This is a genomic window from uncultured Methylobacterium sp., assembly GCF_964244095.1.
Lineage (GTDB): Bacteria > Pseudomonadota > Alphaproteobacteria > Rhizobiales > Beijerinckiaceae > Methylobacterium.
Genome location: NZ_CAXTHR010000045.1, coordinates 1 through 26,689 on the forward strand (window position 1 = coordinate 1; position 26,689 = coordinate 26,689).

The 26,689-nt window shown below is 73.4% G+C and carries 26 protein-coding genes; 13 read left to right on the top strand and 13 right to left on the bottom strand.

Going from position 1 to position 26,689, the window contains the following annotated elements:
- Positions 1 to 582: 582 nt before the first annotated feature.
- Complete coding sequence (gene htpG / locus ACFE86_RS09440) at positions 583 to 2,439, bottom strand: molecular chaperone HtpG (RefSeq protein WP_375455099.1); 1,857 nt, start codon at positions 2,437 to 2,439, stop codon at positions 583 to 585.
- 192 nt (positions 2,440 to 2,631) lie between these two features.
- Between htpG and ACFE86_RS09445 the strand changes: the two genes are divergently transcribed.
- The 4 genes from ACFE86_RS09445 (at position 2,632) to ACFE86_RS09460 (ending at position 7,868) form a co-directional block, all read left to right on the top strand.
- The gene (locus tag ACFE86_RS09445) at positions 2,632 to 6,063 is read left to right on the top strand and encodes an ATP-binding protein (protein WP_375455075.1); all 3,432 of its coding nucleotides are present in this window, start codon (positions 2,632 to 2,634) and stop codon (positions 6,061 to 6,063) included.
- Positions 6,056 to 6,967: a response regulator gene (locus ACFE86_RS09450; protein WP_375455076.1), complete on the top strand. Its 912-nt coding sequence runs from the start codon at positions 6,056 to 6,058 to the stop codon at positions 6,965 to 6,967. The genes ACFE86_RS09445 and ACFE86_RS09450 overlap by 8 nt, the downstream gene beginning before the upstream one ends.
- Positions 6,968 to 7,261: 294 nt before the next feature.
- On the top strand, positions 7,262 to 7,486 hold the full coding sequence (locus tag ACFE86_RS09455) for an AbrB/MazE/SpoVT family DNA-binding domain-containing protein (protein WP_375455077.1): 225 nt from the start codon (positions 7,262 to 7,264) through the stop codon (positions 7,484 to 7,486).
- Between the two features lie 10 nt (positions 7,487 to 7,496).
- A complete protein-coding gene (locus tag ACFE86_RS09460; RefSeq protein ID WP_375455078.1) occupies positions 7,497 to 7,868 on the top strand; it encodes a type II toxin-antitoxin system death-on-curing family toxin in 372 nt (123 codons plus the stop codon).
- 169 nt (positions 7,869 to 8,037) lie between these two features.
- On the opposite strand, the gene ACFE86_RS09465 is transcribed toward ACFE86_RS09460, so the two are convergent.
- The 3 genes from ACFE86_RS09465 to ACFE86_RS09475 form a co-directional block, all read right to left on the bottom strand.
- Positions 8,038 to 8,694 carry a peptidase C15 gene (locus ACFE86_RS09465; RefSeq protein WP_375455079.1) on the bottom strand — a complete coding sequence of 219 codons (657 nt, stop codon included), beginning with the start codon at positions 8,692 to 8,694 and terminating at the stop codon, positions 8,038 to 8,040.
- On the bottom strand, positions 8,691 to 9,680 hold the full coding sequence (meaB, locus tag ACFE86_RS09470; RefSeq protein ID WP_375455080.1) for a methylmalonyl Co-A mutase-associated GTPase MeaB: 990 nt from the start codon (positions 9,678 to 9,680) through the stop codon (positions 8,691 to 8,693). Before meaB ends, ACFE86_RS09465 begins: the two co-directional genes overlap by 4 nt.
- Positions 9,681 to 9,927: 247 nt before the next feature.
- Positions 9,928 to 10,197: a type II toxin-antitoxin system ParD family antitoxin gene (locus tag ACFE86_RS09475; protein WP_375455081.1), complete on the bottom strand. Its 270-nt coding sequence runs from the start codon at positions 10,195 to 10,197 to the stop codon at positions 9,928 to 9,930.
- A gap of 222 nt (positions 10,198 to 10,419) precedes the next feature.
- Here ACFE86_RS09475 and ACFE86_RS09480 point away from each other — a divergent pair, with 222 nt between their 5' ends.
- Positions 10,420 to 11,457 (top strand): alpha/beta hydrolase, encoded by a 1,038-nt coding sequence (locus ACFE86_RS09480; protein ID WP_375455082.1) that lies wholly within the window; start codon positions 10,420 to 10,422, stop codon positions 11,455 to 11,457.
- A gap of 7 nt (positions 11,458 to 11,464) precedes the next feature.
- Here the strand turns inward: ACFE86_RS09480 and ACFE86_RS09485 are convergent, their stop codons facing one another.
- Both ACFE86_RS09485 and ACFE86_RS09490 read right to left on the bottom strand, forming a co-directional pair.
- Positions 11,465 to 12,181 carry an anti-sigma factor domain-containing protein gene (locus tag ACFE86_RS09485; RefSeq protein ID WP_375455083.1) on the bottom strand — a complete coding sequence of 239 codons (717 nt, stop codon included), beginning with the start codon at positions 12,179 to 12,181 and terminating at the stop codon, positions 11,465 to 11,467.
- Positions 12,178 to 12,741 (bottom strand): sigma-70 family RNA polymerase sigma factor, encoded by a 564-nt coding sequence (locus tag ACFE86_RS09490; RefSeq protein ID WP_375455084.1) that lies wholly within the window; start codon positions 12,739 to 12,741, stop codon positions 12,178 to 12,180. Before ACFE86_RS09490 ends, ACFE86_RS09485 begins: the two co-directional genes overlap by 4 nt.
- 156 nt (positions 12,742 to 12,897) lie before the next feature.
- On the opposite strand from ACFE86_RS09490, the gene ACFE86_RS09495 reads away from it, so the two are divergent.
- Complete coding sequence (locus tag ACFE86_RS09495; protein WP_375455085.1) at positions 12,898 to 13,695, top strand: DUF4394 domain-containing protein; 798 nt, start codon at positions 12,898 to 12,900, stop codon at positions 13,693 to 13,695.
- Positions 13,696 to 13,728: 33 nt separating this feature from the next.
- On the opposite strand, the gene ACFE86_RS09500 is transcribed toward ACFE86_RS09495, so the two are convergent.
- A complete protein-coding gene (locus tag ACFE86_RS09500; protein ID WP_375455086.1) occupies positions 13,729 to 14,616 on the bottom strand; it encodes a transglutaminase family protein in 888 nt (295 codons plus the stop codon).
- A 247-nt stretch (positions 14,617 to 14,863) separates the two neighbouring features.
- Between ACFE86_RS09500 and ACFE86_RS09505 the strand changes: the two genes are divergently transcribed.
- Entirely contained in the window at positions 14,864 to 15,214 is a 351-nt protein-coding gene (locus tag ACFE86_RS09505) for a hypothetical protein (protein WP_375455087.1), read from the top strand.
- 57 nt (positions 15,215 to 15,271) lie between these two features.
- On the opposite strand, the gene ACFE86_RS09510 is transcribed toward ACFE86_RS09505, so the two are convergent.
- Positions 15,272 to 16,195 carry an acyltransferase domain-containing protein gene (locus ACFE86_RS09510; protein ID WP_375455088.1) on the bottom strand — a complete coding sequence of 308 codons (924 nt, stop codon included), beginning with the start codon at positions 16,193 to 16,195 and terminating at the stop codon, positions 15,272 to 15,274.
- Positions 16,192 to 17,061, bottom strand: coding sequence for a triphosphoribosyl-dephospho-CoA synthase MdcB (gene mdcB, locus ACFE86_RS09515; protein WP_375455089.1), 870 nt, complete (start codon positions 17,059 to 17,061; stop codon positions 16,192 to 16,194). The genes ACFE86_RS09510 and mdcB overlap by 4 nt, the downstream gene beginning before the upstream one ends.
- A gap of 174 nt (positions 17,062 to 17,235) precedes the next feature.
- Here mdcB and ACFE86_RS09520 point away from each other — a divergent pair, with 174 nt between their 5' ends.
- Positions 17,236 to 17,778, top strand: coding sequence for a DUF533 domain-containing protein (locus ACFE86_RS09520; RefSeq protein WP_375455090.1), 543 nt, complete (start codon positions 17,236 to 17,238; stop codon positions 17,776 to 17,778).
- A gap of 170 nt (positions 17,779 to 17,948) precedes the next feature.
- On the opposite strand, the gene ACFE86_RS09525 is transcribed toward ACFE86_RS09520, so the two are convergent.
- The 3 genes from ACFE86_RS09525 to ACFE86_RS09535 are packed head-to-tail and all read right to left on the bottom strand — an operon-like array spanning position 17,949 to position 20,667.
- Positions 17,949 to 18,818: an SDR family oxidoreductase gene (locus ACFE86_RS09525; RefSeq protein ID WP_375455091.1), complete on the bottom strand. Its 870-nt coding sequence runs from the start codon at positions 18,816 to 18,818 to the stop codon at positions 17,949 to 17,951.
- Positions 18,815 to 19,945: a tRNA epoxyqueuosine(34) reductase QueG gene (gene queG, locus ACFE86_RS09530; protein ID WP_375455100.1), complete on the bottom strand. Its 1,131-nt coding sequence runs from the start codon at positions 19,943 to 19,945 to the stop codon at positions 18,815 to 18,817. Before queG ends, ACFE86_RS09525 begins: the two co-directional genes overlap by 4 nt.
- 29 nt (positions 19,946 to 19,974) lie before the next feature.
- Positions 19,975 to 20,667, bottom strand: a complete 693-nt coding sequence (locus ACFE86_RS09535; protein WP_375455092.1) for a glutathione S-transferase family protein — start codon at positions 20,665 to 20,667, stop codon at positions 19,975 to 19,977.
- Positions 20,668 to 20,912: 245 nt separating this feature from the next.
- On the opposite strand from ACFE86_RS09535, the gene ACFE86_RS09540 reads away from it, so the two are divergent.
- The 5 genes from ACFE86_RS09540 (at position 20,913) to ACFE86_RS09560 (ending at position 25,573) form a co-directional block, all read left to right on the top strand.
- Positions 20,913 to 21,716: an undecaprenyl-diphosphate phosphatase gene (locus tag ACFE86_RS09540; RefSeq protein ID WP_375455093.1), complete on the top strand. Its 804-nt coding sequence runs from the start codon at positions 20,913 to 20,915 to the stop codon at positions 21,714 to 21,716.
- Positions 21,717 to 21,823: 107 nt separating this feature from the next.
- Positions 21,824 to 23,695, top strand: coding sequence for a methylmalonyl-CoA mutase subunit beta (locus ACFE86_RS09545; protein ID WP_375455094.1), 1,872 nt, complete (start codon positions 21,824 to 21,826; stop codon positions 23,693 to 23,695).
- Positions 23,696 to 23,886: 191 nt separating this feature from the next.
- Entirely contained in the window at positions 23,887 to 24,249 is a 363-nt protein-coding gene (locus ACFE86_RS09550; RefSeq protein ID WP_375455095.1) for a hypothetical protein, read from the top strand.
- Between the two features lie 149 nt (positions 24,250 to 24,398).
- Complete coding sequence (locus tag ACFE86_RS09555; protein WP_375455096.1) at positions 24,399 to 24,833, top strand: hypothetical protein; 435 nt, start codon at positions 24,399 to 24,401, stop codon at positions 24,831 to 24,833.
- Between the two features lie 23 nt (positions 24,834 to 24,856).
- The gene (locus ACFE86_RS09560) at positions 24,857 to 25,573 is read left to right on the top strand and encodes a glutathione S-transferase (protein ID WP_375455097.1); all 717 of its coding nucleotides are present in this window, start codon (positions 24,857 to 24,859) and stop codon (positions 25,571 to 25,573) included.
- Between the two features lie 3 nt (positions 25,574 to 25,576).
- On the opposite strand, the gene ACFE86_RS09565 is transcribed toward ACFE86_RS09560, so the two are convergent.
- Positions 25,577 to 26,689: YifB family Mg chelatase-like AAA ATPase (locus tag ACFE86_RS09565; RefSeq protein ID WP_375455098.1), on the bottom strand; the 1,113-nt coding region annotated here is incomplete at its 5' end.

Consider the following 26,689-nt stretch of genomic DNA (forward strand, 5'->3'; position numbering starts at 1 on the left):
CGAACCCCCGATGCCCTTGCAGGCATGCCGCATTTCGAGTGCGGTGCATTCAACCGCTCTGCCACCTCTCCGCGAGGCGCCTCGTCGAGACCGGCGGTGCCTAGCATGAAGCGCCGGCGGATCACAAGCCGGATCGCGACGGCCCCAGGGCGATCGCTTGAAAGCGATGGCTCTGCTTTGTCCTCGGCCTCGATCGCCGGCGCCCGCCTCCGCGGGCTTGGGCTTTCGCGTCGCGCGACGCTTTTCAGGACCTGGCGTCCTGAAAAGCCCGCTCCGCGGGGCGCTCTTCGCGCCCAGAGTCCGCAACAGCGGCTTCAAGCGATCGCCCTGCGACGGCCCCGACGGGAGCGCGTGATTTGTGGCTGAGCACGATCGGTCGAGCCGGTCACGCACCCGGTCCTCGACGGCGCCGGGACGGGTACCCACCGCGATGGTCGAGGATCATGCCCTCCGCGCCGCACGGATGGGGCGCCGGTCTCGACCGGGGTCGAACGGCCGGGGTCGCCGCGACGAAGGGCGGCTGGCCGCACGGCCCCACGGGATCGGCACGGTGGAGCGCAGTCTTGCGCCCCCATGCCCGGCTCAGGCGGCTTTGCCCGCCAGCGCCGCCGCGACCACCTGGGCGAAGGCGACCGGGTCGCGCGGGCTGTCGCCGTCCTGGATGCGCGCGAGGTCGAGGAGCGTGCCGGCGGCTGAGGCGACGGCCTCCTCCGGGCCCTCGGCCAGCGCGCGGATCAGCGCGTGGCGCGGGTTGATCTCCAGGATCGGCCGGCCGCCCCCGGCCGCGCGGCCGGCACGGCGCAGCAGGCGCTGCATCTGGAGGTCGGGGCCGCTGCCGCCCGCGGCGAGCACCACCGCGCTGTCGACCAGCCGGTCCGTGACGCGCACGTCGGAGACCTCGTCGGCGAGCGCCGCCTTGATCTTCTCCACCAGACCCTCGATCCCGGCCGGCGCCTCCCCCGCTTCCGCAGCGCCCGCGAACTTCGAGAGGTCGAGGGCGCCCTGCGTCACCGAGCGCAGCGGCTTCTCGGCGAAGCGCGCCAACTGCTCAGGCCAGAACGCGTCGACGTGGTCGGACAGCAGCAGCACCTCCAGCCCGCGGGCGCGAAAGCCTTCGAGTTGCGGCGAGCGCTTGAGCGCGTCGGCGTCGTCGGCCACGAGGTAGTAGATCGCCTCCTGGCCGTCCTTCATCCGCCCGACGTAGTCGGAAAGCCCTGTCCAGCCCTCGACGGCCGAGGAGCGGAAGCGCAGCAGCGGCGCGATCTCGGCGCGGCGCTCGTGGTCCTCGTAGATGCCCTCCTTCACCACCGGGCCGAAATTCTCCCAGAACGCCCGGTAGGATTCCGTATCCTTGGCCCGCGTGGTCAGCTCCGAGAGCACGCGGCCGGTGACCGCGCGGCGGATCTTGGCCAGCGCCGGCGTCGCCTGCAGCATCTCGCGGGAGACGTTGAGGGGCAGGTCCTCGGTGTCGACCACCCCTTGGACGAAGCGCAGCCACGACGGCAGCAGCTTCGCGTCGTCGGTGATGAACATGCGCCGCACGTGCAGGCGCACCTTGCTGTCGCGCTCGCCTTCGACCGCCTGGAACGGCTTCATGCCGGGCACGAACAGCAGCGCCGAGAATTCGAGCGCGCCCTCCGCGCGCCAGTGCAGCGTCGCCCACGGCTTGTCGAAGTTCATCCCGACCGAGCGGTAGAAGTCCTCGTACTGTTCCGGCGTGATCTCGGATTTGGCTTTTCGCCACAGCGCCGTGCCCTGGTTGGCCGCCTCCTCCTTGCCGTCCTCGACGATCGCGATCGGCACGGTGATGAAGTCGGCCCATTTGCGTACCAAGTGGTCGAGCCGGTAGCTCTCCAGGTACTCGTCGGCATCCGCCTTGAGGTGAAGCACGATGGTGGTGCCGGGCTCCTCGCGCGTGGCCGGCTCCAGGGTGTAGCTGCCCTGGCCCTCCGAGGCCCAGGTCCAGGCCTCGTCCGTGCCCGCGCGGCGCGAGGTGACGGCGACGCGGTCGGCGACCATGAAGGCGGAGTAGAAGCCGACGCCGAACTGGCCGATCAGGCTCGGCCGCGCGTCATCCCCGCCGTCTTTGCCCTCCTGCGGCTTGGCGTCCGGCAGCGATTGCGAGAAGGCCCGCGTGCCGGAGCGCGCGATCGTGCCGAGGTTTTCGGCGAGATCCGCCTTGCTCATGCCGATGCCGGCATCCGACACGGTGAGCGTGCGCGCCGCCTTGTCGGGCACGATCCGCACCTTGGCGTCGGCCGGCAGCGCGCTGGCCGCCGAGGTCAGCGCCTCGAAGCGGCGCCGGTCCATCGCGTCGGCTGCGTTGGCGACGAGTTCGCGCAGGAAGATCTCGCGATCGGAATAGAGGGCGTGGACCACGAGGTCCAACAGCCGCCCGACCTCGGCACCGAATTCGTGCCGCTCCACCGTCTCGCTCACAGCCATCGCTCCGCTCCGGAATGCGTGGGCGATATGCCTTCGCGGACGTGCGAATTCAATGCTGCCCGCGCCGCGCCGCGCGCATCTGCGGCGCGCACGAAGTTTGCCTTTCCCGCGCCGATCCAGCCTATCGGAGCGCCACGATCCGCGGGCCGCGCCGTCCGCGGACGTTTCGGGACCGACCACCACGCGATGAGCGGGCGCCAGCACATCATCCCGATCCGGCGGGACTACAACCGCCTCGTCGCCGACGAGACGCTGGAGGATTACGCGCTGCGCTTCACCGCCAAGAAGGCGCGGCGCTGGTCGGCCTTCCAGGTGGCGCAGACGGCGCTCGGCTCGCTCTCGTTCCTGGCGCTGGAGGCGATCGGCGGCACGCTGGTGCTGGCCACCGGCTTCTCGAACACGCTGGCCGCCGTGCTCGTGGTCGGCGTGCTGATCTTCGCCACCGCCGCGCCGATCACGATCTACGCCGCCCGCTACGGCGTCGACATGGACCTGCTCACCCGCGGCGCCGGCTTCGGCTATCTCGGCTCGACCGTGACCTCGCTGATCTACGCGAGCTTCACGTTCCTGTTCTTCGCGATCGAAGCCGCGATCATGGCGCTGGCGCTGCAGCTCTGCTTCGGCCTGCCGCTGTGGATCGGCTACCTCGTCTGCGCCGCGGTGGTGATCCCGCTCGTCGTCTACGGCATCCGCCTGATCAGCCGCTTCCAGATCTGGACGCAGCCGCTCTGGATCGGCCTGAACCTGCTGCCGCTGGCCGGCATCGCCTGGGCGGGCGACGCGCCGCTCGGTCCGCTGCTCGCGTTTCCGGGGCTCGCGCCGGGCGCCGCCACGGGGTTGGACGCGGCCCGCTTCGGGCTCGCCGCCGGCGTGCTGCTGGCGCTGCTGGCGCAGGTCGGCGAGCAGGTCGACTTCCTGCGCTTCGTGCCCGAGCCGAAGGGCCGGGGCGACCGGCGCTGGTGGGCGGCGGTGCTGGCGGCCGGGGCCGGCTGGATCGTGCCGGGGATGCTCAAGATCCTGCTCGGCGCGTTCCTCGCGGTGCTGGCGCTCCGCCACGGCGTCGACCCGGACAACGCCGCCGAGCCGACGCGGATGTATGCGGTGGCGTTCGGCTACGTCACGCCCTCGCACCAGGGCGCGCTGCTGCTGATGGCCGTCTTCGTCGTGGTGTCGCAGCTCAAGATCAACCTCACCAACGCCTATGCCGGCTCGATCGCGTGGTCGAACTTCTTCTCGCGGCTGACGCACAGCCATCCGGGGCGGGTGGTGTGGCTGGTGTTCAACGTCGCGATCGCGCTGCTGCTGATGGAACTCGGCATCGACAAGACCATCGCCAGCACGCTGCCGCTCTACGCCGTCGTCGTCTCGGCCTGGGTCGGGGCGCTGGCCTCGGACCTCGCGGTCAACAAGCCGCTCGGGCTGTCGCCGCCGGGCATCGAGTTCAAGCGCGCGCATCTCTACGCGGTCAACCCGGTCGGGACGGGCGCGATGGTGCTGGCGATGCTCGCCGGCTGCCTCGCCCATGCCGGACTGCTCGGGGTATCGCTCCAGCCGTTCGCGCCGCTGCTGGCGCTCGCCGTTGCCTTCGGCGCGGCGCCGCTGATCGCCTGGGGCACGGGCGGGCGCTACTACCTCGCCCGCGCCCCGAAGACCGATTGGGGGACGTCCGAGATCGCCTGCCGGGTCTGCGAACTGCCCTTCGAGGGCGAGGACATGGCCCATTGCCCGGCCTATGACGGGCCGATCTGCTCGCTGTGCTGCTCGCTCGACGCCCGCTGCGGCGACCTGTGCAAGCCGCACGGGCGGCTGGAGGCGCAGGCGCAGGGCGTGCTCGGGCGGATCGTGCCGGCGCGCACCGCCGCCTGGATCGGCGCGCCGCTCGGGCGCTACCTCGCCCTGATGCTGACGCTGGTGGCCGTGGTCGGCCTGATCCTCGGCATCGTCCATGCCGGCGCGACGCTGGAGCACCCGGAGCACCGCGCGGCGCTGCGGGCGGCGCTCACCAGCGTGTTCTTCATCCTCGTGGTGATCCTCGGCGTGGTCGCGTGGCTGTTCGTGCTGGCCCAGGAGAGCCGCCGCGTGGCCCAGGCCGAGACCCGGCGCCAGACCGCGCTCTACGAGGCCGAGATCGCGGCGCACGAGATCACCGACGCCAAGCTCCAGGCGGCCAAGGAGACGGCGGAAGCCGCCAACCTCGCAAAAAGCCGCTACGTCGTCGGCATCAGCCACGAGCTGCGCACGCCGCTGAGCGCCGTGCTCGGCTACGCGCAGTTGCTCGAAGGCGACCCCGCGATCCCGCCGGCGCGCCAGAACGGCATCCGGGTGATCCGCCGCAGCGCCCAGCACCTCTCGGGGCTGATCGACGGGCTGCTCGACATCTCGCGGATGGAGGCCGGCCGCCTCCAGATCCACCGCGACGAGATCCGCTTCGCTGACGTGCTCGACCAGATCGTCGACATGGTGCGGCTCCAGGCGCAGGGAGCCGGCCTCGACTTCCGCTTCACCCGGCCCGAGATCCTGCCCGCGGTCGTCGCCACCGACGAGAAGCGCCTGCGGCAGGTGCTGCTCAACCTCCTGTCGAACGCGATCAAGTTCACCGAACGCGGCCACGTCGCGCTCGATCTGAGCTACCGCAGCCAGGTCGCGGTGTTCACCATCCGCGACACCGGCCCCGGCATTCCCGACGCCGACATCGAGCGCATCTTCGAGCCGTTCGAGCGCGGCTCGACGCCCGCGGCGGCGAGCGCGCCGGGCACCGGCCTCGGGCTCACCATCGCCAACCTGCTGGCGCAGGTGATGGGCGGCGAAATCTCCGTGACGAGCGCGGTCGGCTGCGGCACGACGTTCCGCTTCCGGGTGATGCTGGCCTCGGTCTCGCGCCCGGCGCCGGTCGCGCTGCCCCCGGCGATGCCGGCGCGCGCCTATGCGGGCGCCCGCCGCACGGTGCTGGTCGCCGACGACGATGCCGGCCACCGCGCCCTGATGCGCGAGATCTTGGAGCCGGAAGGCCTCGCGGTGCTGGAGGCGGCCGACGGGCCCGCGTGCCTCGCCGCGGCGTCGGCGGAGAAGCCCGACCTCCTGCTCCTCGACATCGCGATGCCGGGCCTCTCCGGCTGGGCGGTCGCCAAGCGCCTGCGCGAGGCGGGCTTTGCCGGCCGGATCGCGATGATGTCGGCCAACGTGCACGAGATCAGCCCGATCCGCGGCGACGACGCCCCCCACGACGCGATCATCGCAAAACCCTTCGACCTGCGCGACTTCCTCGAACGCGTGACCGCGCTCCTCGGCCTCGAATGGTCGGGCGAGGCGGAGCCGGCGGCCCCGCCACCGGTTCCGTCCGAGACGGCGCGCACCGTGCCGTCGCGCGAGCATCTCGACGCCCTGCTCCGGCTCGGGCGGATCGGCCATATCCGCGGCATCGAGGCCAGGCTCTCCGAGATGGAGGGGGATGCGCGCGTGCCCGCCGCCTTCGTGCGGCAGATGCGCGGGCTCGTGGCGGCCTACGACATGCGGCGCTACCTGCGCGTGCTCGAGGACCTCGCGCGCGATCCCTCCGAGGCCGCCGCGGAGCCCGCCGCGGCGGCCGTCGCCCCCGAAGGGCTCGCCTCCGATGCCTGAGCCGCATCGCGACGTTGTCCTCGTGGTCGACGATTCCCCCGACACCCTGAGCTTCCTCACCGCGGCGATCGAGGCGTCCGGCGCCACCGTCCTCGTCGCGGTGGCCGGCGACCTCGCGCTGGCGCTCGTCGACGAGATCACCCCCGACGTGATCCTGCTCGACGCGATGATGCCGGGCATGGACGGCTTCGAGACCTGCCGCCGGCTCAAGGCGAAGGCGCACGTCGCCCATGTGCCGGTGATCTTCATGACCGGGCTCACCGAGACCGAGCACATCGTGAAGGGGCTGGGCGCCGGCGGCGTCGACTACGTGACGAAGCCGATCGCGCCGGACGAGATCCTGGCCCGCATCCGCGTGCACCTGGCGGGCGCACGCGCCGCCCAGAGCGCGCGGGCGGCGCTGGACACCGCCGGCCGTACGCTGTTTGCCGTGGACGCGGCCGGGGCGGTGGCGTGGTGCACGCCCCAGGCCGCGCGGCTGCTCGCCGACCTCGCGCCCGATCCCGGCGGCGACCTCGCCCTGCCGGCGAGCGGCAGGGCATGGCTGCGCGAGGCGCTGGCCGGCGGCACCGGAGCGCCCCTGGCCCTGCGCGACCGCGAGGGCCGCGCCCACATGCTCAGCTTCATCGGCCGGACCGGCGACGAGATCCTGCTGCGGCTCTCGCGCGACGACACCGCCGCGGGCCTGGAGCGCCTGCGCGACCGCCTGCGCGTCACCGGCCGCGAGGCGGAGGTGCTGCTGTGGCTCTCGCGCGGAAAATCCAGCCGCGACATCGGCGAGATCCTGGGGCTCAGCCCGCGCACGGTGACGAAGCACCTGGAGGGCATCTACGCCAAGCTCGGCGTCGAGAACCGCACCGCCGCCTCGGTGATCGCCGCCCGGCATTTGCAGGATCTGGGTTGAGGGCCGTGCCGGCGACCGCCTGTGGTTCTGCTTGAACGGCGCGCTGCCGCGGACACGGTGGGCCGCCGGATCGCTTCGCCTCTTCGTCTGCAAGGGGTGGAAGGCGGTTTCCCGCGGCAGCGTCCCGTTCGCAGAACCGCCCGTACGGAGGGCCTGGACGCGGCGCCAAGCGGTCCCAAGCTGCTCACGGACGGCTTGGCGAGCGTGCCCGCCTTCCGGGTTTCAGCCTTGCGAAACCCGCCGTCCGCGGTTACGTTAGAACTCCCGTTCATACATCCTTTGAAGGAGGTCGCGGTGCTGGCGCTCAAGCTCACGCAGATCGGAAACTCGCTCGGCTTCGTCCTTCCCAAGGAGGCGCAGGCGAAGATGAGGGTCGGGAAGGGCGACACGCTCTACCTGACCGAGTCGCCCGACGGCTACAGGATCACGCCGTACAGCCCTGATTTCGCAGCGCAGATGGAAGTCGCCCGAGCCGCCATGAAGGAGCACCGCGACACGCTTCGGGAGCTTGCGAAATAGGCCGGATCGAATGATCTGGGTCGAGAAACGCGTCGTGCTGGCCATCCACGACGAGCAACTGGCCGAACACGGGGGCCTCGAAGGGATCCGGGACGAGTACGCTCTCGACTCCGCCCTGGGGGCCCCGAAGAACCTGGAAGCCTATGGCGATCCGCCGCCCGACATCGCGGACCTTGCCGCGGCCTACGCCTTCGCGATCGCTCGGAACCATGGGTTCGTGGACGGCAACAAGCGCACGTCGCTCGCCGTGACGACGACCTTCCTGTTGCTGAATCGCAGGCGCCTGGCGCCCGGCCCTGACGTGTTCACCACCTGGATGGCGATCGGCGCCGGCGCAATGGAGGCGCCGGCCATCGCTGCGTGGCTGCGGTCGCGCATCTGAGCAGGCTGGAGCATTTTCCGGCACGGTGGATACCGGCTCGCGTGAGGAAAATGCGACCACACAGAGACTTAGAGCACTTTCTGTGATCCAAAGATCATGGGAAATGCTCTAGCATCGGTCCGGTTGAGACAGGCGCTCTGGGATGGGCGAGAACCCGCTGCATTTCGGTTCAGCCCGTCCCCGCCGCTGCGCGGGACACGGATCGTCCCTGCGCGCGGAGGAACAACGTCACCTCCACCAGCGCCAGGGCTTGGGCTGCGGGGTCCGGGTGCCCGCGCGCGGGACGCGCGCCGTCCCGCGGCCGTTTCGTCCGCGACACCGGCGGGATGTGGACGAACAGCACCGGGCACGGCTCCGCCAGCGCGCGGAAGTAGCTCGCGTTGCACAGGTAGCGCCCGGCGTCCCGCGACGGGCCGGCCGCGAGCCCGTGGCGGCGCAGGATCGCCAGGGCCCGGCCGGCGACGCGGCTGCGGCGCGCGGCCGGGCCGTGCGGATCGAGGGCGAGCCGCGCGGACGGGCGGCCGGACGCGTCGGGGTGGAACCGGCTCGCGCGGTTACAGGCGCGCGCCTCGACGCGGATGCGCTCGGCCCGCGACGCGACGCCGAGCATCAGCACCGCCGCGGGCCGCTCCGCGAGCGCCGGCGCGAGCTGCGTCTCGATCGCCGCATAGGTCGTGTCCAGCACCCGGACCCGCAGGCAACGGCCGAGCGCCAGCCGAAGCCGCACCGAGCCTCCGAGCCGCCGGGCGAGCGCCGCGCTCGGGTTGCGCGGCATGCCGGGGAACGGGCCGAAGCCGGTGATCAGCAGGCCGGGCGGCGCGTTCACAGCCCGATCGTCTCGGCGATGGACGCGGCCCCGGCCGCGGGCGAGGCTTCGCCGCGGGCGACGCGGGCTTCCGCCTCCGCCGTCTGCTGGCGCACCTCCGGCGTGGCGACGAGGCGCTGGTGCAGGCGTTCGTGGACCATCGCCCACATCCACGTCACGTCCTGCTCGCGCCGCTTCTTCGCGATCTCGCCGGCGGCCGTGAGCTTGGCGCGGTGCTCGACGATCCGGTCCCACATCGCATCGAGGCGCAGGTTGTGGAAGCCGGAGATCGTCACCACCGGCGGCGTCCAGGTGCTCGAGGCCGGCGTAAGGATGTGGAGCGCCGCGCGGTACTCGGAGGCCGCGGCGTCGGCCCGCCGCTCGGCCTCGCCCGCGTCGGCCTTGTTGACCGCGATCATGTCGGCGCGTTCCAGGATACCCTTCTTGAGGCCCTGCAACTCGTCGCCGGCGCCCGGCAGCATCAGCACGAGGAAGAAGTCGGTGAGATCGGCCACCGCCGTCTCGGACTGGCCGACGCCCACCGTCTCCACGAGGATCACGTCGAAGCCCGCCGCCTCGCACAGCAGCATGGTCTCGCGGGTCTTGGCGGCGACGCCGCCGAGCGTCCCCGAGGAGGGGGAGGGGCGGATGAAGGCGTTCGGGTCCAGCGCCAGCCGCGCCATCCGGGTCTTGTCGCCGAGGATCGAGCCGCCGGTGCGGGTCGAGGACGGGTCGACGGCCAGCACCGCCACCTTGTGGCCGGCCGCGGTGAGGTTGGCGCCGAGCGCGTCGATCGTCGTGGACTTGCCGACGCCGGGCACGCCGGTGATGCCGACGCGGATCGCGCGCCCGGTCCGCGGCAGCACCGCATCGATCAGGTCGCGGGCGAGCGCCCGGTGGTCGGCCCGCTTCGATTCGGCGAGCGTGATCGCCCGGGCGAGCGCCGCACGGTCGCCGGCCAGCAGCCGGACGCGGAGCGCGTCGATGTCGAGGAAAGCGGGCGTCATCGGCCCTTCATGCCGGGGGAGGGGGCGTTCGTCGAGGGGATGCGATCCCGAGCGGTCGGTCCTCGACGCCCTCAGCGCCCCGACATGATCGCCTCGACGCCCATCAGCGGCATGGCGCAGAGGCCCTCGCAGGCCGCCTCCATCTCACGGACATAGATGATCGCGCGCGCCTAGCTGTCGGCGGCGATGAAGTCGAAGATCGCATCGAGATCCACCCGCGCGAGCCGCGCGTAGACAAGAACCCTGTTCACGGGGTGCCGCCGGGCTCCAGTTCGGCGAAGCGGCGCTCGAAATGCGCGCGCATGTCGGTTGCCGTGATGTCCACGGAGTCCTCGGCCGCCTCGACGATCTTTTTTCGGACCGTGTCCAGGCTTCGTCGCCGCTCCTGAAGGAGGTGCAGGGCCTGGCGGATCATGTCGATATCGGAGGCATAGGTGCCGTCTTGAACCTCGCGACGGACCAGCAGCGCGAGATCCTTCGGCAGGTCGATCCGAAGTTCATCAATGTCCATCGGCATGTCCCTGGGTCGGCATGTCCTTCGGTACGAGGCTACGCCTCCCGACCCTGGAACGGCAACCCTCGGCCACCCGTGCCCAGGGCGCGACGGCCCGGCCGACGCCCGCGCCCCACGGCGCACCGGCCGCGCCGACGCCCTGCCACGGTCACGATCCTGCGCCAAAGGCTGGCGCCTCCGGGCGGAGGCTTGCCCGCCCGCTCACGCCGGACGGACCCGAGTATCATGCTGCGCCAGCCCCCGACCCGCCGCGCCTTCGTCCGTCTCGGTGCCTTCGGGGGCGCGGCCGTGCTGGCGCCGTCGCTCGGGGCCTGCGTCGCGGACGGGCTCGCCACCGGCACCGCGGCGCTGCCGGAGCGGCAATCGGCCCTCGACGTGTCGCCGGTGCTGCTGGTCGCGACCACCCGGAAGGCCGTCGGCAGCCCACCCAAGCCCCCCTACTTCAATGCCGAGCGCGGCCGGGCCCTGAGCTTTGCCGAGGTGCGGCTGTCGCCGCCCGACCGGTCGCTGCTCGGCAAGGTCTCGGCGGTCGTCACCGGCGACTGGACCGTCGGCGCGGTGCCGAAGGTCGAGACCGGCGCGGGCGCGGCCGGCGCCTTCGCCGACGCGGCGCTTGGGCGCGACGTGCTGATCTACGTGCACGGCTACCGCGAGTCGTTCGAATCCGCCGCCGTCAGCGCCGCCCGGCTGTCGGACGGCATCCGCTTCCGCGGGGTGTCCGGCCTGTTCACGTGGCCCTCGGCCGCCGCGACCTTCGATTACGGCTACGACCGCGAGAGCGCGCTGTGGTCGCGCGACGCCTTCGAGGACCTGCTCCGGGCGCTGGCCTCGACCGCGAGCGCGGGCAGGATCAACATCGTCGCCCACTCCATGGGCACGCTGCTGACGCTGGAGACCCTGCGGATGCTGCGCGCCGAGGCCGGCGAGGCGGCGATGGCGCGCATCGGCGCGGTGGTGCTCGCCGCGCCCGACATCGACATCGACCTGTTCACGACGAGCGTCGCGCGCCTCGGCACCGACGTGGGCAGGATCACCGTGATCTCCTCGACCAACGACCGCGCGCTGGAACTGTCGGGCGCCATCGCCGGCGGCGTCGTGCGCGCGGGCGCCGCCGACCGCGAGCGCCTGGAAGCCCTGGGCGTGCGCGTCGCCGACGCCTCCGATTACGGCGGCGGCCTGATCAACCACGACCTGTTCCTCTCGAACCCGGAGGTGCAGGGCGTGGTCCGGCGCGCCATCGCGCGGGGCGGCGGCGGGGTGTGAGGCGGCGTCACAGGGCGCGGGCGGCGAGGCCCTTCATGAGGATCGGACCGCTCGGCCGCCCGGTCGGCGAGCCGCCCTCGGGTTCGAGGGTGATCTCGAAGAGCTGGTTCGGGATCGTGCGCGGCAGGCGATCGAGGCCGAGCGCGAGGCGGTGCGGCGCCGGGGCGAGCCCGATCGAGACCGGGCCGCGCGCCCGGTCCCAGAGCGTCCACACCTGCAGGACCCGGCCGGCGGGCACGTCGAGCGGGGCTATCGGGACGAGGTCGCCGCGGCCGTCGGCGTAGGCGTTGACCAGGGCGGCCGCGCGGTTGTCGTCGGTGAGCAGCACGGCCACGAAGAGCGGTGCGGGCGCCCGCATCGCGAGGACGGCGGCGAGGGCTGCGGCGAGCGCCAGGCTCGCCGCCCCGGCGGCCAGGCCCGCTCCGCGCCAGAAGCCGAGGCTGTGCCACAGCCGTGCCAGCCGGACGGAGAAGCCCGCGGAGGCGGGTTGCGCCACGGCGGGATCGGCGTCGAGGCCCGCCTCGATGCGTCGCCACAGGGCGGCGCCCGTGGGTTGCGCCGGCGCAGTCGCGTCGAACTCGGCGAAGCGGTCGCGCCAGGCCGCCACCCGCGCGGCAAAGCCCGCGTCGGCCGCCGCCAGGCCCTCGGCGCGCTCCGCGTCCGCTCCGTCCAAGAGTCCGAGGACGTACTCGCAGGCCAGGGCGTCGTGCTCCGCCGCGCTCACGACAGGCACGCCTTCAGCGCGAGGAGCGAGCGGCGCAGCCACGACTTCACCGTGCCGAGCGGCACGCCCAGCGAGCCGGCGAGCTCGCCGTGGCTGAGGCCGTGGGCGTAGGCGAGCACGATGGCCCGGCGGCGCAGGGGCTCGAGCTGCTCCAGGCAGCGGCGGAGCGCCCCGGCCTCGGAGAGCAGCGCCACCGCCGCCTCGGGGCCGGCGTCCTCGCTCGGGCGCGCCTCGTCGACGGCGTCGGTGAAGTCCATCCGCGCCTCGCCCCGCAGGATGTTGAGGGCGCGGTTGCGCAGGATCGCGTAGACGAAGGCGCGGCCGGGGCCGCGCGCGGGGTCGAAGCGTCCCGCATGGCGCCAGACCAGCACGAAGGCGTCCTGCACCGCGTCCTCGGCGAGCGTGCGCCGGCGCAGCATGCGCAGCGCGACGCCGAGCATCCGCGGCGCCTCGGCCTCGTAGAGCGCGCGCAGGGCCGCGCGGTCGCCGCCGGCGCAGCGGCGCAAGGCTTCCTCGACCGTGGCCGCCGTCCCGGCCGTCGCCTGAGATGCCCCGTGCACGCGTCCCGCGCCCTGTTCCGATCCATGCCGAACCTACACCGGCGGTCCGCGCGCGGATGCAGCCGCGGGAAGATTATTTGGGGCTGCCTGCATCCACGGGGACGGCGGGCGGGTACCCGCGCCGCCGGCCTGGACCGGCGGATGCTGGAGACACCCATGACCATGCCTCGGACCATGCCTCGGACCGTTCTCGCCGCCGCGCTCCTGGCCTCGGCGGCCTTCGCAGGCGCGGCGCAGGCGCAGACCGTCGCCGCGCTCATAGGCGACGACACCCTCGCCTTCGTCGACGTCGGCGCGAAGAAGGTGGCCAGGACCGTGCAGGTGACGGGTGCGCCCGGCCGGCTGCTCGGCATCGACGTGCGCCCGAGCGACGGCCTGCTCTACGCGCTCGCCGCCGACGGCACCGTGCTGACCCTCGACACCGCGTCGGGCAAGGCGACGACGAAGTCGAAGCTCGACACCATGCCGCCGGCCGGCGCGACGGCGACCGTGGACTTCAACCCGGTCGCCGACCGGATGCGCGTCATCGGCTCGGACGGCACGAACCTGCGCGCCAACGTCGACGACGGCAAGGTGACCAGGGACGGCGCCCTGAAGTTCGCCGAGGCGGATGCGATGAAGGGCGGCACCGCCAAGGTGCTGGCCGGCGCCTACACCAACCCGGTCAAGGGCGCCAAGGAGACGACGCTCTACGACATCGACGCGTCCGGATCGGTGCTGCGGCAGGCGCCGCCCAACGACGGCATCCTCAACACCGTGGGCCCGCTCGGCATGCCGGTCGAGGCGGCAGCCTTCGACATCACCACCGACCCGGCCGGCAAGAGCCAGGGCTGGCTGATGGCGGGCGACACCCTCTACGCGGTCGACCTCGCGACGGGGAAGGGCGCCATGATCGCCAGGATTGGCGGCCTCCCCGGTCCGGTGCGCGACATCGCCGCGCTTCCGGCGCTGTAGGCGGGTACGGGTGGCGGCGCGCAAACCGCGCCGCTATCCCATCCGCGTCGCCATGCTCTGCGGCGGCAGCGGCTCCTCCGGCGGCACGGTCCCGGTCGCCTCCGAGCCGTCGAGGATGGCCACCGCGTCGGCCCACACGCGAAAACCGACGAGCGGGTTCGGGCCGAAGGTGTGGGTCAGCGGCACGTCGGCCGCGTCGCGCCCGCAGGCCACCATCACCCGGCCGATCCGCGGCGCGTTGTTGCGCGGGTCGAACACGTGCCAGCGCCCGCCGAGATAGACCTCCATCCAGGCGGCGAAGTCGCCGGCCGGGTGCGGCTCCGGCTCGCCGATGAAGCTGACGTAGCCGGTGCAGTAGCGCGTCGGCAGGTTCAGCGCCCGGCAGAACGCCACCGCCAGATGCGTGAAGTCGCGGCAGACGCCGCGCCCGCCGGCATAGGCGTCGACGGCGGTGCGGTCGCGGTGGGCGAATTCGTAGCCGAAGGCGAGGTGGGCGTGGACGAAGTCGCACACCGCCTGCACCCGGCCCCAGCCCGGCGGCGTGTGGCCGAACAGCCGCCACGCCTCGTCCGCCAGCAGGTCGGATTCGCAGTAGCGGCTCGGCAGAAGGAACACGATGGTCTCCGGCGGCAGGTCCTCGACGGCCCGCTGCTCCGCGTCCCACGCCGCGGGGTCGGGGGCGCCGTCGTCGGCGATCACCACGTCGGTGCCGATCGTGAAGGCGCCGGCCGGCGCGATCAGCCGGCCGCAGAGGTTGCCGAAGCCGTCGCGATAGGTCTCCACCGGCACGGCGGGGCTGGTGACGATCGCGTCCGCACCTTCAAGCGCCGCGATGCGCGAGGGGTGCACGTTGAGCATCACCACCATCGGCACGGGATAGGGGAAGGCGTAGCGCATCTCGCAACCGAGCCTGATCCGCATCCGGGGTGTTCCTTCTCGCGCGAGGGCCGGTGGGCGCGGCGCACGCCGCCGCGTCCTTGCAGGTGGCGGACCGCAGGCCCTCGGAAAGCGCGGACTTTCGGGGTTGGCGGGCCTGCCGTTCCCCCCTACAGCATCCGCGCGACGGGTTTGATACCGCTGCCGGGACGTTCTCACGCCGTCCTGCGGCGCAGGCAGGGGCGGCCCGGTGACCGGCCGTCCGCGACACGGGACGAGAGGGAAGTCAGCGATGTTCACGCTCGAGATCGACGGCACCGCGGTGGCGGTCATCAACGGCGACGAGGCGACCGCGCGCGACCTCTTCACCTGCGACGGCTTCAAGGACGACATCCGGACGATGACGAGCGAGGGCCGCCCCCTGTGGGACGGCACCGCCGAACTCAAGATCCGCGCGGCCTCCGAGGAGGAGATCGAGATCTTCGAGGACGCGCTGGCCGAGGATGACGGCGAGGGCGACTTCGAGGACGATGCCCGCCACACGCAGGCCGACGACGCGACCACCGCGGAGGGCGAGGACGAGGACGAGGCCGACATCGTCTTCCTCCTCGACATCGACGAGGCCGACGCCCTCGATTCCTGATTCTGCGCCTTGCGGGACGCCCCGGCCCGGCCGGGGCATCCGTTCAGGTTTGCGCGATCAGGTTTGCGCGATCCATGCGCTCGCCCCCTCGGCGGAGCGGAAATCCTCAAGGGCGCGGACGCGCGCCGCGGGAAGCGCCGCATTGGCCATGGTGGCGAGCGCGTGGCCGGGGCCGAGTTCGAGCACGCTCGTCGCCCCGTACTCGGCGCAAGCCTCCAGGCAGGCGGCCCAGTCGATCGTCTCGGAGATCTGGCGGGCGAGCTTGTCGCGGCCGGTCGCCGCGTCGAACACGGCCGCGCCGTCGAGGCCGGAAACGAGGCGCGGGCCGGACCGCGGCGGCGTCGCGATCGGGGCCGCGTCGAGCGTCTCGCGGAAGCGGGCCGAGGCCGCCTTAAGCAACGGCGTGTGCGAGGGCGTGCGCACCGGCAGCACCACGGCTCGTTGCGCCCCGGCCGCGAGCGCGCCGGCGCAGACCGCCTCCAGCGCCGCCCGCGGACCGCCGATCACCACGCTGTCGCGGGCGTTCCGGATCGCGAGGTGGCAGCCGTGCGCCTGCGCCATCGCCGCGACCCGCGCCTGCGGCAGGCCGCGGATGCCGGCAAGCCCGTGGTCGGGGCCGGAGGCCGCGTCCATCGCCTCGGCGCGGGCGGCGGCGAGCGCCAGCACGGTTTCCGGCGCGAACCGCCCGGCGCAGCCCCAGGCGGCGAGGTCGCCGATGCTGTAGCCCGCGACAATCGGGCGGGCCGGCGCCGCCTCGGCGACGATCGTCCACGCGGTCAGCGCCGCGACGCAGCACAGGATCTGCCCGGTGCGGTTCCCGTGCAGCGCCGCGCCGCCGGTCCGGACGAGGTCGCGCGGGTCGGCGCCGAGCAGCGGCCGGGCGGCCGCGAACACGGCCTGCGCCGCCGGCCGGCCGGCGGTGAGGGCGAACATGCCCGGATGCTGGCCGCCCTGGCCGGAGCAGAGGATCGCCAGCCTCACGCGCGCGGCGCCTCGACGGCATCGACGAACAGCGTCATCGCCAGCAGGTCGGCGGCTCCGCCGGGGCTGAGCCTGCGCGCGACGAAGGCGTGGTGGATCGCCCGCGCAGCCGCGCGCCAGCCGTCCTGGCCGACGCCGCCTGACGCGATGAACCCGGCCGCGGCCGCGCGCGCGAAGCCGTAGCCGGCCGCCCCGCCGCGGTGGAGCAGGTTGGTGTCCTCCAGCGTCGCGATCAGCGCAAGGCACGTCTCGACGCGGGCCGCCTCGGGGTCACCGGGCCGCAGGCGCCGGCCGCGGTGGAGGGCGGGCAGGCCGACCGCGTAGAGGTTCGGGAAGCCCGACGCCGCCTCCAGCGGCGCGCCGCCGACCCCGTGCCGGCGCCGGGCCCGCGCGCCGGCGGCGTGCAGCAGCACCGGGCCGTCGCGGATCTCGGCGGCGTAGCGCAGGCGGACGCGGGCGCCGAGGGCGCCGGGCCCGACGGGCTGGCCCGCGAACGAGCCGGCGGCCGCGCAGAGCAGGCCGAGGCCGAAGATCGCGCCGCGATGGGTGTTCACGCCGCCGGTCGCGTCGCGCATCGCCGCCTCGGCCGCGATGCCGATGCGCCGCAGCGCGGACATCGGCGCGTCCCGCGCACCCGCCGCCGCGAGGTCGGCGAAGTACGGCGCGATCGCGACGGTGCTCGCCTCGAACGTCGCGGCGTCCATGTCGGCATGGCTGCCGCTGTCGACGTGGCTGACGAGGCCGGGCTTCGGATAGGTGTCACGCTCGAGCCGCAGCGCCAGCACCGCCGCCGCAGCGATGCGCCCGGCGCGGTCGGCGTCCGGCTCGGGGCGGCGCGGTGCGCGGGACGGGGCAGGTGTCGGCATAGCCCCTCCTGTCGGCATGGCCCCTCGATCCGGCGGGACCGGGGATCGCGCCCTCTATCGCCGCAGCGCGGCGATCGGGCAACCGGCCGCCTGCGACGGACAACATCTCTGAACTTTGGCGCCGCCCGCGTCGTTGCCGGTCCGATCCGCGAACGTGCAAAGGAGTCCGGTGCCATGGCAGACCCGAGAAACATCGTCGACGCACTGGTGCGGGCGCGCCGGGGCCCCGCCGCCGCCGCAGCCCTCGGCGGGCTCGCGCTGATCGGCGGCCTCGCCTTCCGGGCCCTGCGCGGCACAGCGCCCGCCGCCTCCGACGGGCCGGCCGCCGCCGTGCCGGCTTCGGCCGAGGGACCCGCCTTCGCCGACGTGCCGGAGGACGAGGCGCGGCTGATGCTGCGGGCGATGGTGGCGGCGACGGTCGCCGACGGCCTCGTCGACGCGGCCGAGCGCCGTCGGCTCGACGAGGCCATGGCCGCCGCCGGCCTCGACCGCGACGGCCGGGCGTGGCTGGAGCGCGAACTCGCCGAGCCCGCGGGGATCGACGAGATCGCCGACGCGGTGGACGATCCCGAGGTCGCCGCGCGCATCTACGCCGCGGCGGCGCTGGCGATCGACCTCGACACCATGCAGGAGCGCCAGTTCCTGAAGATGCTGGCCGAGGCGCTGGACGTGCCGGCCGAGGCGGTGTCCCGCGTCGCGCGCGAACTCGCGGCCTGATCCGCCCGGTCCTCATGCCAAGTCTCATGGGTTATCACCCATGAGGTCCGGCGGACGACCGCCGCCCCGCAGTCGCGGGGCCCCATCTCGATGAGTCGGACTCATCGAGATGGGGTATTACCACCCGCCAGCCGGTGCCGGCGGGCGCGGCGGCCGAACCCGCCGGCGCTTCAGCCGGCCGCCTCGCCCTTCAGGGCGTCCAGCCCCTCGCGATAGGTCGGATAGGCGAGCGTCACCCCGAGTTCCTCGCGGATCAGGCGGTTCTGCACGCGCTTGTTCTCCCCGTAGAAGCTGCGCGCCATCGGCGAGAGGTCGGCGGTCTCGAAATCGACCTCCGGCGGCAGCGGCAGGCCGGTGAGCGCCGCGGCGTATTCCGTGACGGTCTGGGGCGCGGCCGGCTCGTCATCGGTGACGTTGTAGACCGCGCCGTTGCGCGGCCGGTCGAGGGAGGCCAGCAGCGTCGCGGCGATGTCGTCGATGTGGATGCGGTTGAACACCTGGCCGGCCTTGACGATGCGCTGGGCGCGGCCGTCGCGCAGCTTCGCGATCGGGTTGCGCCCCGGCCCGTAGATGCCCGACAGGCGGAACACCTGCACCGCCTTGCCGGTCTCGGCCCCGAGCGCCAGCCACGCATCCTCCACCGCGAGGCGCTCCCGCGAGCGCGCGCTCTTCGGGGTCGCTGGCGTCGCCTCGTCGATCCAGGCGCCGGCGTGGTCCCCGTAGACGCCGATGGTCGAGAGGTAGCCGATCCAGCCGATCCGGCTCCGGGCGATGTCCGCCCGGAACCGGCGCAGCACCGGGTCGCCGTCGCGGTCGGGCGGCACCGAGACCAGGAGCGCATCGGAGCCTGCGAGATCCGCCGGGATGCGCGGATCGTCCGCGTCCGGGCCGAAGGCGCGCATCGCAAAACCGGTCTCGGCCGTGATCGCGCGGGCCTTGTCCGCATCGGTCACGGTGGCGTGGATGGTCTCGAAGCGGCCCCGCGCGGCCTGCGCGAAGCGGCGCGCCGAGAAGCCGAGGCCGAACACGAAGAGGGTCATGGGTTCGTCTCCGCGGGCGGGTCGAGCGCGGCGCGCCACTCGGCGGCCACGTCCGGGTCGGTCTCGCCGAGCCCGTGGCGTTCGTAAAGGGGGCGGCAGGCGGCAGGCCCGAGGAGCGCGCCGCAGGCCCACACCGCCATGCCGCGCACGATCGCCGCGGGATCGGCGAGGTTGCGCATGGCGGAGGGGGCGAGCGCCGGATCGCCGGAATTGCCGACCGCGATGAGGACGTTGCGCAGGAAGCGGTCGCGGCCGGTGCGCTTCACCGGCGTGCCGGCGAAGGCCGTGCGGAAGGCCGCCTCGTCGAGGGCGGCGAGCTCCGCGAGCGGCGGCGCCGCGAACGCGTCCTGCGCCGCCATCCGCGCCTCGCGCGCGACGTGCGCGAACTTGTTCCACGGGCACACGGCGAGGCAGTCGTCGCAGCCGAACACCCGGTTGCCGATCGCCGTGCGGAATTCGCGGGCGATCGGGCCGGCATGCTCGATCGTCAGGTAGGCGATGCAGCGCCGGGCATCCAGGCGGTAGGGCGCGGGGAAGGCGCCGGTCGGGCAGATGTCGAGGCAGGCGCGGCAGGAGCCGCACCGGTCGGGCTCGGGCGCGTCGGGTTCGAGGTCGGCGGAGGTGTAGATCGCCCCGAGCAGGAGCCAGTTGCCGTGGGCGCGCGAGAGCAGCACCGTGTGCTTGCCCTGCCAGCCGAGCCCGGCGGCCTCGGCCAGCGGCTTCTCCATGACGGGGGCGGTGTCGCAGAACACCTTTACGCGGACATTGCCCTTGGCCGAGAGGTAGCCGCCGAGTTCCTTCAGCCGGCCCTTCACCACGTCGTGATAGTCGCGCCGCTGCGCGTAGGCGGCGATCGCGCCGCGGTCGCGCCGCCCGATCAGGGTCAGCGGGTCGGTCTCCGGCGCGTAATTGGTCGCGAGCATGACGATGCTGCGCACCTCCGGCCACAGGGTCTCGGGGCTCGCGCGCCGGTCGGCGCGGTCCTCCATCCAGGCCATCGTGCCGTGGGCGCCGTCCGCGAGCCAGTCCGAAAGCCGGCCGGGCAGCTCCGGAACGGCGTCGGGCCGCGTGACGCGGACGTCGCAGAAGCCGAGGCGGCGGGCGCGGGCCTCGACGAGGCGGCGCAGGTCGCGGCCCGCGAAGGTGCGGCGCTCGCTCAGAAATCCAGGTCCGCGTAATGGCCGGCCGGCGCCATGCCCGCCACCCGGTCGGCGAGCAGCGCGCGGAAGGACGGGCGCGACTTCACCCGCGCGTACCAGTCCCGCGCCGTCTCGTCCTCCTCCCACGGCACGTCGCCGAGATAGTCCACGCAGCTCAGGTGCGCCGCGGCGGCGAGATCGGCATAGGTGAGGTGGTCGCCGGCGATCCAGCGCCGGCGCGCCATCAGGTAGCCGATGTATTTCAGGTGGTAGCGCACGTTGGTGCGGCCGGCGCGGATCGCGTTCATGTCCGGCGGGCCGCCGCCGGTGGCGCTGGTCATGAACCGCTTGGCGATCTTCTCGGTCACGAGGTAGCCGGTCACCTCGGCCTCGAACTTGACCAGGAACCACTCCATCAGCCGGCGCACCTCCACGCGCGCGGCCGGGTCGTCGGGCATCAGGCGGCGGCCGCTGAGGCCGAGGCCGCGGGTCTCGTCGAGGTACTCGGCGACGATGCCCGCGCCGGGCACGACGAGGCCGCCCTGCTCGACCAGCACCGGCGTGGTGCCGGCCGGGTTGATCAGCAGGAAGTCGTCGCGCCGGTCCCAGGGGCGCTCCTCCACGAGGGCGGGCTCCAGGCCCATCTCGGCCAGGACGAGGCGGATGAAGCGGGAATTGGCGCAGAACGGGAAATGATAGAGCGTCGCCATCGAGGCCGTTGTCGGACGGGTGGGGCTGCCGGCGGGCCGCGCCGCACGGGACATCCCGCGGGACCGGGCAGGGGACGATCGTTATGGCGCGACCGTTGCCGCCCCCTTAACACGCCGCACGGAGCGCGGTAACCGCCCGTTCACCGTGATCGGCGAACGCTGCGCGGGTTCTCGCCGCGGGCGGCGATCCGATCCTCAAGGCCGGCCGGCGGCCGGCGCAACGCGAACGGTCGAGGCGGGCGATGATGGATGCGACAAGCATCGCGAAGGCGGTCGTGCTCGCCCTGGTGGAGGGCGCGACCGAGTTCATTCCGGTGTCCTCGACCGGGCACCAGCTCCTGGTCGGGCACTTCATCGGCTTCCGCTCGCCCAACAACACCTACGAGGTGCTGATCCAGCTCGGCGCGATCCTCGCGATCCTGGCGGTGTATGTCCGCCGCCTGCTCGGCATCGCCCTCGCCCTGCCGAACGAGCCCAAGGCGCGGCGCTTCGTGCTCGGCATCCTCGCCGCCTTCCTGCCGGCCGCGATCGTCGGCGGCCTCTTCTCGAAGATGATCAAGCTCTACCTGTTCAACCCGTGGATCGTCTGCGCGACGCTGGTCGCCGGCGGCCTCGTGCTCCTCGTCCTCGACGACACCGACCTCGAGGTGAGGAAGACCGACGTCTACGACTTCACCCTGCCGATGGACTTCAAGATCGGCGTCTTCCAGTGCCTCGCGATGATCCCCGGCGTGTCGCGCTCGGGCGCCACCATCGTCGGCGCGATGCTGATGGGCGCCGACAAGCGCTCGGCCACCGAGTTCTCGTTCTACCTCGCGATGCCGACCATGGCCGGCGCCTTCGCCAAGGACCTGCTCGACAACTACAAGTACCTCGGCGGCGACGACATCGGGCTGATCGCCATCGGCTTCGTCGTGGCGTTCGTCTCGGCGCTGGTCGTGGTGCGGACGGTGCTCGACTACGTCGCGCAGCACGGCTTCTGGCTGTTTGCGTGGTGGCGCATCCTCGTCGGCTCGGCGGGCTTTGCCGGCCTGATCGTCTTCGGATAGGGCGCAAGGCACCATAGGGCCGATTGCCTCGCCGGCGGGGCCGTGCGAGGCCAGGCGGATGGGCACCGGCGCGAGGCCGCTTCCGCCGCACCGCAAGGGCACCCGCGATGGAAGACCGACCGCTCGCCGACCTCTTCGAGCCCGCGACCCGCGCGCGCTGGCTCGGCCTCGTCGCGGGCGTGCTGAAGGGCGCCGACTACGAGACGGGCCTCGTCTCCCGGAGCGCCGAGGGCCTGCGCATCGAGCCGCTCTACGAGCCGGCCGAGCCGGCGCCGCAGCCGGTGCGGGCGCCCGGCCCCTGGCGCGTCGGCCAGCGCGTCGACCACCCCGACGCGGCCCTCGCCAACGCCCAGGCGCTGGCCGACCTCGAAGGCGGCGCCGACGCGCTGACCCTGGTGTTCTCCGGCGCGCCCGCGGCCCGCGGCTACGGCCTGACCGCCGGCACCGTGGACGCCCTGGAGACGGCGCTCGCCGGCGTGATGCTGCCGCTGATCGCGCTCCGCCTCGATGCCGGCGCGCGGGGCCTTGAGGCGGCCGAACTCGTGATCGACCTCGCGAGACGGCGCGGCGCCGACCTCTCCGCCTGCGACATCGACCTCGGCATCGACCCGGTGGGGACGCTGGCCGCCTCCGGCAGCCTCGGCGCGGTGTGGAGCGCGGTCGCGCCGCGGCTCGGGCAGGCCCTGAAGACCTACGACGCGGCGGGCTTTTCCGGGCGGATGCTGCTCGCCGACGGGCGCCCCTACCACGAGGCCGGGGCCGGGGAGGCCGCCGAACTCGGCGCAGTGCTCGCCACCGCCGTCGCCTACCTGCGGGCGCTGGAGGCCGAAGGCATCGACTTGGCGCGGGCCCGCGACGCGGTCGGCGTGCTGCTCGTGGCCGACGCCGACGCGTTCCTGACCATCGCCAAGGTCCGCGCGATGCGCCGGCTCTGGGCCAGGGTCGAACAGGCCTGCGGCCTCGACCCGAAGCCGCTGCGGCTCCACGCCGAGACCGCGTGGCGGATGATGACCCGGCGCGACCCGTTCGTGAACATCCTGCGCGCCACCCTGGCCGCGACCGCGGCAGGCTTGGGCGGCGCCGACGCGGTGACCGTGCTGCCCTACACCCAGGCGCTCGGCCTGCCCGACGCCTTCGCCCGGCGGGTGGCGCGCAACGGCCAGATCGTGCTGATCGAGGAATCGAACCTCGCCCGGGTCGCCGACCCGGCCGCGGGCGCCGGCGGCTTCGAGAGCCTGACGGCGCAGCTCGCCGAGGCCGGCTGGGACGCGTTCCAGGCGATCGAGCGCGAGGGCGGCATCGTCGCCTCGCTCAGCGTGGGCAAGCTTCAGCGCCGCATCGAGGCGACCCGCGAGGGCCGGGCGAGGGACGTCGCGACCCGGCGCGCACCGCTCACCGGCGCCACCGAGTTCCCGCATCTGGCCGAGAAGCCGGTGGCGGTGCTCGACGTGGCGCCGGTCGCGGCGAGGCCGTCGGCGGGCTTCGGCGCGGGCGCGGCGGTGGCCTGCGACGCGCTGCCGTCGCAGCGGCTCGCCGAGCCCTACGAGGCCCTGCGCGACGCCTCCGACGGCTTCCTCGACAAGACCGGCCGGCGCCCGCGCGTGTTCCTGGCCAACCTCGGCCCCGTCGCGGCGTTCAATGCGCGCGCGACCTTCGCGGCCAACGCGTTCGCCGCCGGCGGCATCGAGGCGCCGGGCAACGACGGCTTCTCAGACGACGCGGGTCTCGCAGCCGCCTTCGCGGCGTCCGGCGCCGCGCTCGCCTGCCTGTGCTCGTCCGACGCGGTCTACGCGGCGCGGGCGGTCTCCGCCGCAGCCGCGCTCAAGGCGGCCGGCGCCGCCACGATCTACCTCGCCGGCAAGCCGGGCCCGGACCTGGCGCAGGCCCTGACGGATGCCGGCCTGCACGGTTTCCTCCATGCCGGCTGCGATCTCCTCGCCCTGCTGAACGACGCGTTCCGACGGGCCGCGCGCGCCTGAGGCGGGGCGCCGGCAACCGATCCGGCCGTCGCGAGTTTCCGGCACGGACACGCTTGCCGGACCGGGACCTGATGAGGGCATCGACGCAAAGCACCGTTGCGCGACGTGGACCGCGGTTCGCGGAGAGAAACGATGCGACGACAGGAACATGCAAGCAGACGTGCGCAGCCGCGAAGGCCGGCTTCGCGGCCGTGTTCCTGAGTCTCGCCGTGGCAGGGGTCGGGCCTGCGGACGCCGCCCGGAAGGCGGTCCAGGTCCCCAACCGCTACGACGGCGCCTGGAGCATCGAGGTCATCACCGAAGCGGGCGTGTGCGACCGCGCCTACCGCTACGGCGTGCGCGTCCAGCGCGGCGAGGCGAGCTACCCGGGCGGCGACGTCACGGTCAGCGGCCGCGTCGCCGCGAACGGGGCGGTGCGCGCCACGATCTCGAACGGCTCGGCCAGCGCCAACGTCGTCGGCCGGCTCGGGCGGCAAGGCACCGGCACCGGGACGTGGAGCACCGGCAGCGGCCCGGCGTGCAGCGGACGCTGGAACGCCGAGCGCCGAGGCTGAGGCCGCAGCCGGGGCTACCTGTGACGCCGAAGCGACAGGCCGGCGGGATCGAGATTGACGGTTGCAGCGCGAGCCTCCGGCCCTGTTCCCGACAAAGTCCGTGGGGAATACTCGGCCCGGTCCGGAACCCGTTCGAGGCTTCTCCCCCCATGAAGACTCCGCTGCTCGGTGCGCTCACGCTCCTCGTCGCCCTCTCTCCCGCCACCGCGCGCGAGCACGCCAAGCCGGAGCACGCCAAGCCGGACGCGGACGCGATCCTCGCACCGTTGCAGCAGGCGGCCACCGACTGCTTCGCCGAGACGGTGATGGCCAACCCGGGGGCCGTGGCCCATGCCCGCGCCGGCCGCTGGTTCCAGGCCGCCGGGGTGATCGGCTTCCTCTGCCGCCCCGAGGTCGACGCCATGGTCGCGGCGCATGACAGGCTCCACGGGCGCGGCACCGGCGACAGGTACTTCAAGGGCGCCTACGCCCGCCACCTCGACGCACAGCTCGCGCTGCGCCTGCAGCCGCTCCTGGAGCGCAAGACCGTCGCAAGCGCCGAGCCGCCGGCCGACAAGGCCGCCGGGGACGCCGCCGGCGAGTGATCCAAGGCCGGCGGTCGCGGGCGATGGCCTACGAACTGTATGACTGGCCGACGCCCCAGGGGCGCGGCGAGTTCGTGCGCCTCGCGCTGGAAGAGGCCGGCGCCGCCTACCGCGACGTCGCCCGCGCGCCGGAGGAGGATGGGCTCGGCCTGCCGGCGCTGATGCGCCTGCTCGACGATCCCGACAACCCGCGTCCGGCCTTCGCGCCGCCCTTCCTGCGCGACGGCGACGTGATCGTCGGGCAGACGGCGGCGATCCTGCTCCATCTCGGGCCCCGCCTCGGCCTCGTCGCCGAGGCCGATCGGCTCTGGACGCACCAGATCCAGCTCACCATCGCCGACATGGTCGCCGAGGCCCACGACGCCCACCATCCGATCGCCGCGGGCCTCGCCTACGCGGACCAGAAGCAGGAGGCCGCGCGCCGCGCCGCGCATTTCCGCGCCGACCGAATCCCCGAATTCCTGGCCTGGTTCGAGCACGTGCTGACCCGCAACGGCGGCGCCCGCCTCGTCGGCGACGGCTTGAGCTACGCCGATCTCTCCCTGTTCCAGTTGATCGACGGGCTGCGCTACGCGTTTCCCAAGGCGATGGCCGGCCTGCTCCCCGACCATCCGCGCGTGGCCGCGCTCCATGCCTCGGTCGCGGATCGCCCGCGGATCGCGGCCTACCTCGCGAGCCCCCGACGGATGCCGTTCGACGAGCGGGGGATCTTTCGCCGCTATGCCGCGCTCGACGGTTGAGCGTCACGCAGCACTGGCCGGCTTCTCCCCGCGGCCGCGATAGGACAGCGCCTCGGCGAGGTGGATGCGGCGCACCTGCGCCTCGCCGTCGAGGTCGGCCAAGGTCCGGGCGACGCGCAGCGTGCGGTGGAAGCCGCGGGCGGTGAGCCGCATGCTCTCGGCGGCCGTGCGGATCAGGGCGGCGCCATCGGCATCGGGGGCGGCGACGGCCTCGATCAGGGTGGCCGGGCAGGTGGCGTTGGTGGTGCCGGCCGGCAGGCCGCTCGCCTCGAAGCGCGCGGTCTGGAGGTTGCGGGCGGCGGCGACCCGGGCGGCGGTCTCGCGCGAGCCCTCGGCCGGGGGCGGCAGGATCAGGTCGGCGGCGGTGACCGCGGCGACCTCGATGCGCAGGTCGATGCGGTCGAGCAGCGGGCCGGAGATGCGGGCGCCGTACTGCGCCATGCAGCGCTCGTTGGGGCCGCGGCGGCAGGCATAGCCCGGCTCCAGCGCCTGGCCGCAGCGGCACGGGTTCATCGCGGCCACCAGTTGGAAGCGCGCCGGATAGGTGATGCGGTGGTTGGCCCGCGCGATCATGATCTCGCCGGTCTCCATCGGCTGGCGCAGCGAATCGAGCACCTGCGGCGTGAACTCGGGCAGTTCGTCGAGGAACAGCACGCCGCCATGCGCGAGCGAGGCCTCGCCCGGCCGCGCGTTGATGCCGCCGCCGACGAGCGCCGCCATCGAGGCGGAATGGTGCGGCTGGCGGAACGGGCGCCGGTCGGACAGCCGGCCCTCCTTCAGTTCGCCCGCCACCGACTGGATCATCGACACCGCGAGCAGCTCGCGCGGGGTGAGCGGCGGCAGGATCGAGGGCAGGCGTGCGGCCAGCATCGACTTGCCGGCACCCGGCGGGCCGTTCATCAGCAGGTTGTGGCCGCCGGCCGCGGCGATCTCCAGGGCGCGCTTGGCGCCCTCCTGGCCCTTGATGTCGGAGAGGTCCGGCAGGGCCGGGCCGGGGGCGGCGATGGCGGGCACCGGCCGCGCCATCACCTGCGTGCCCTTGAAGTGGTTGGCGAGCTGGATGAGCGAGCGCGGCGCCAGCACGTCGAGGTCGCCCCCGGCCCAGGCCGCCTCCGG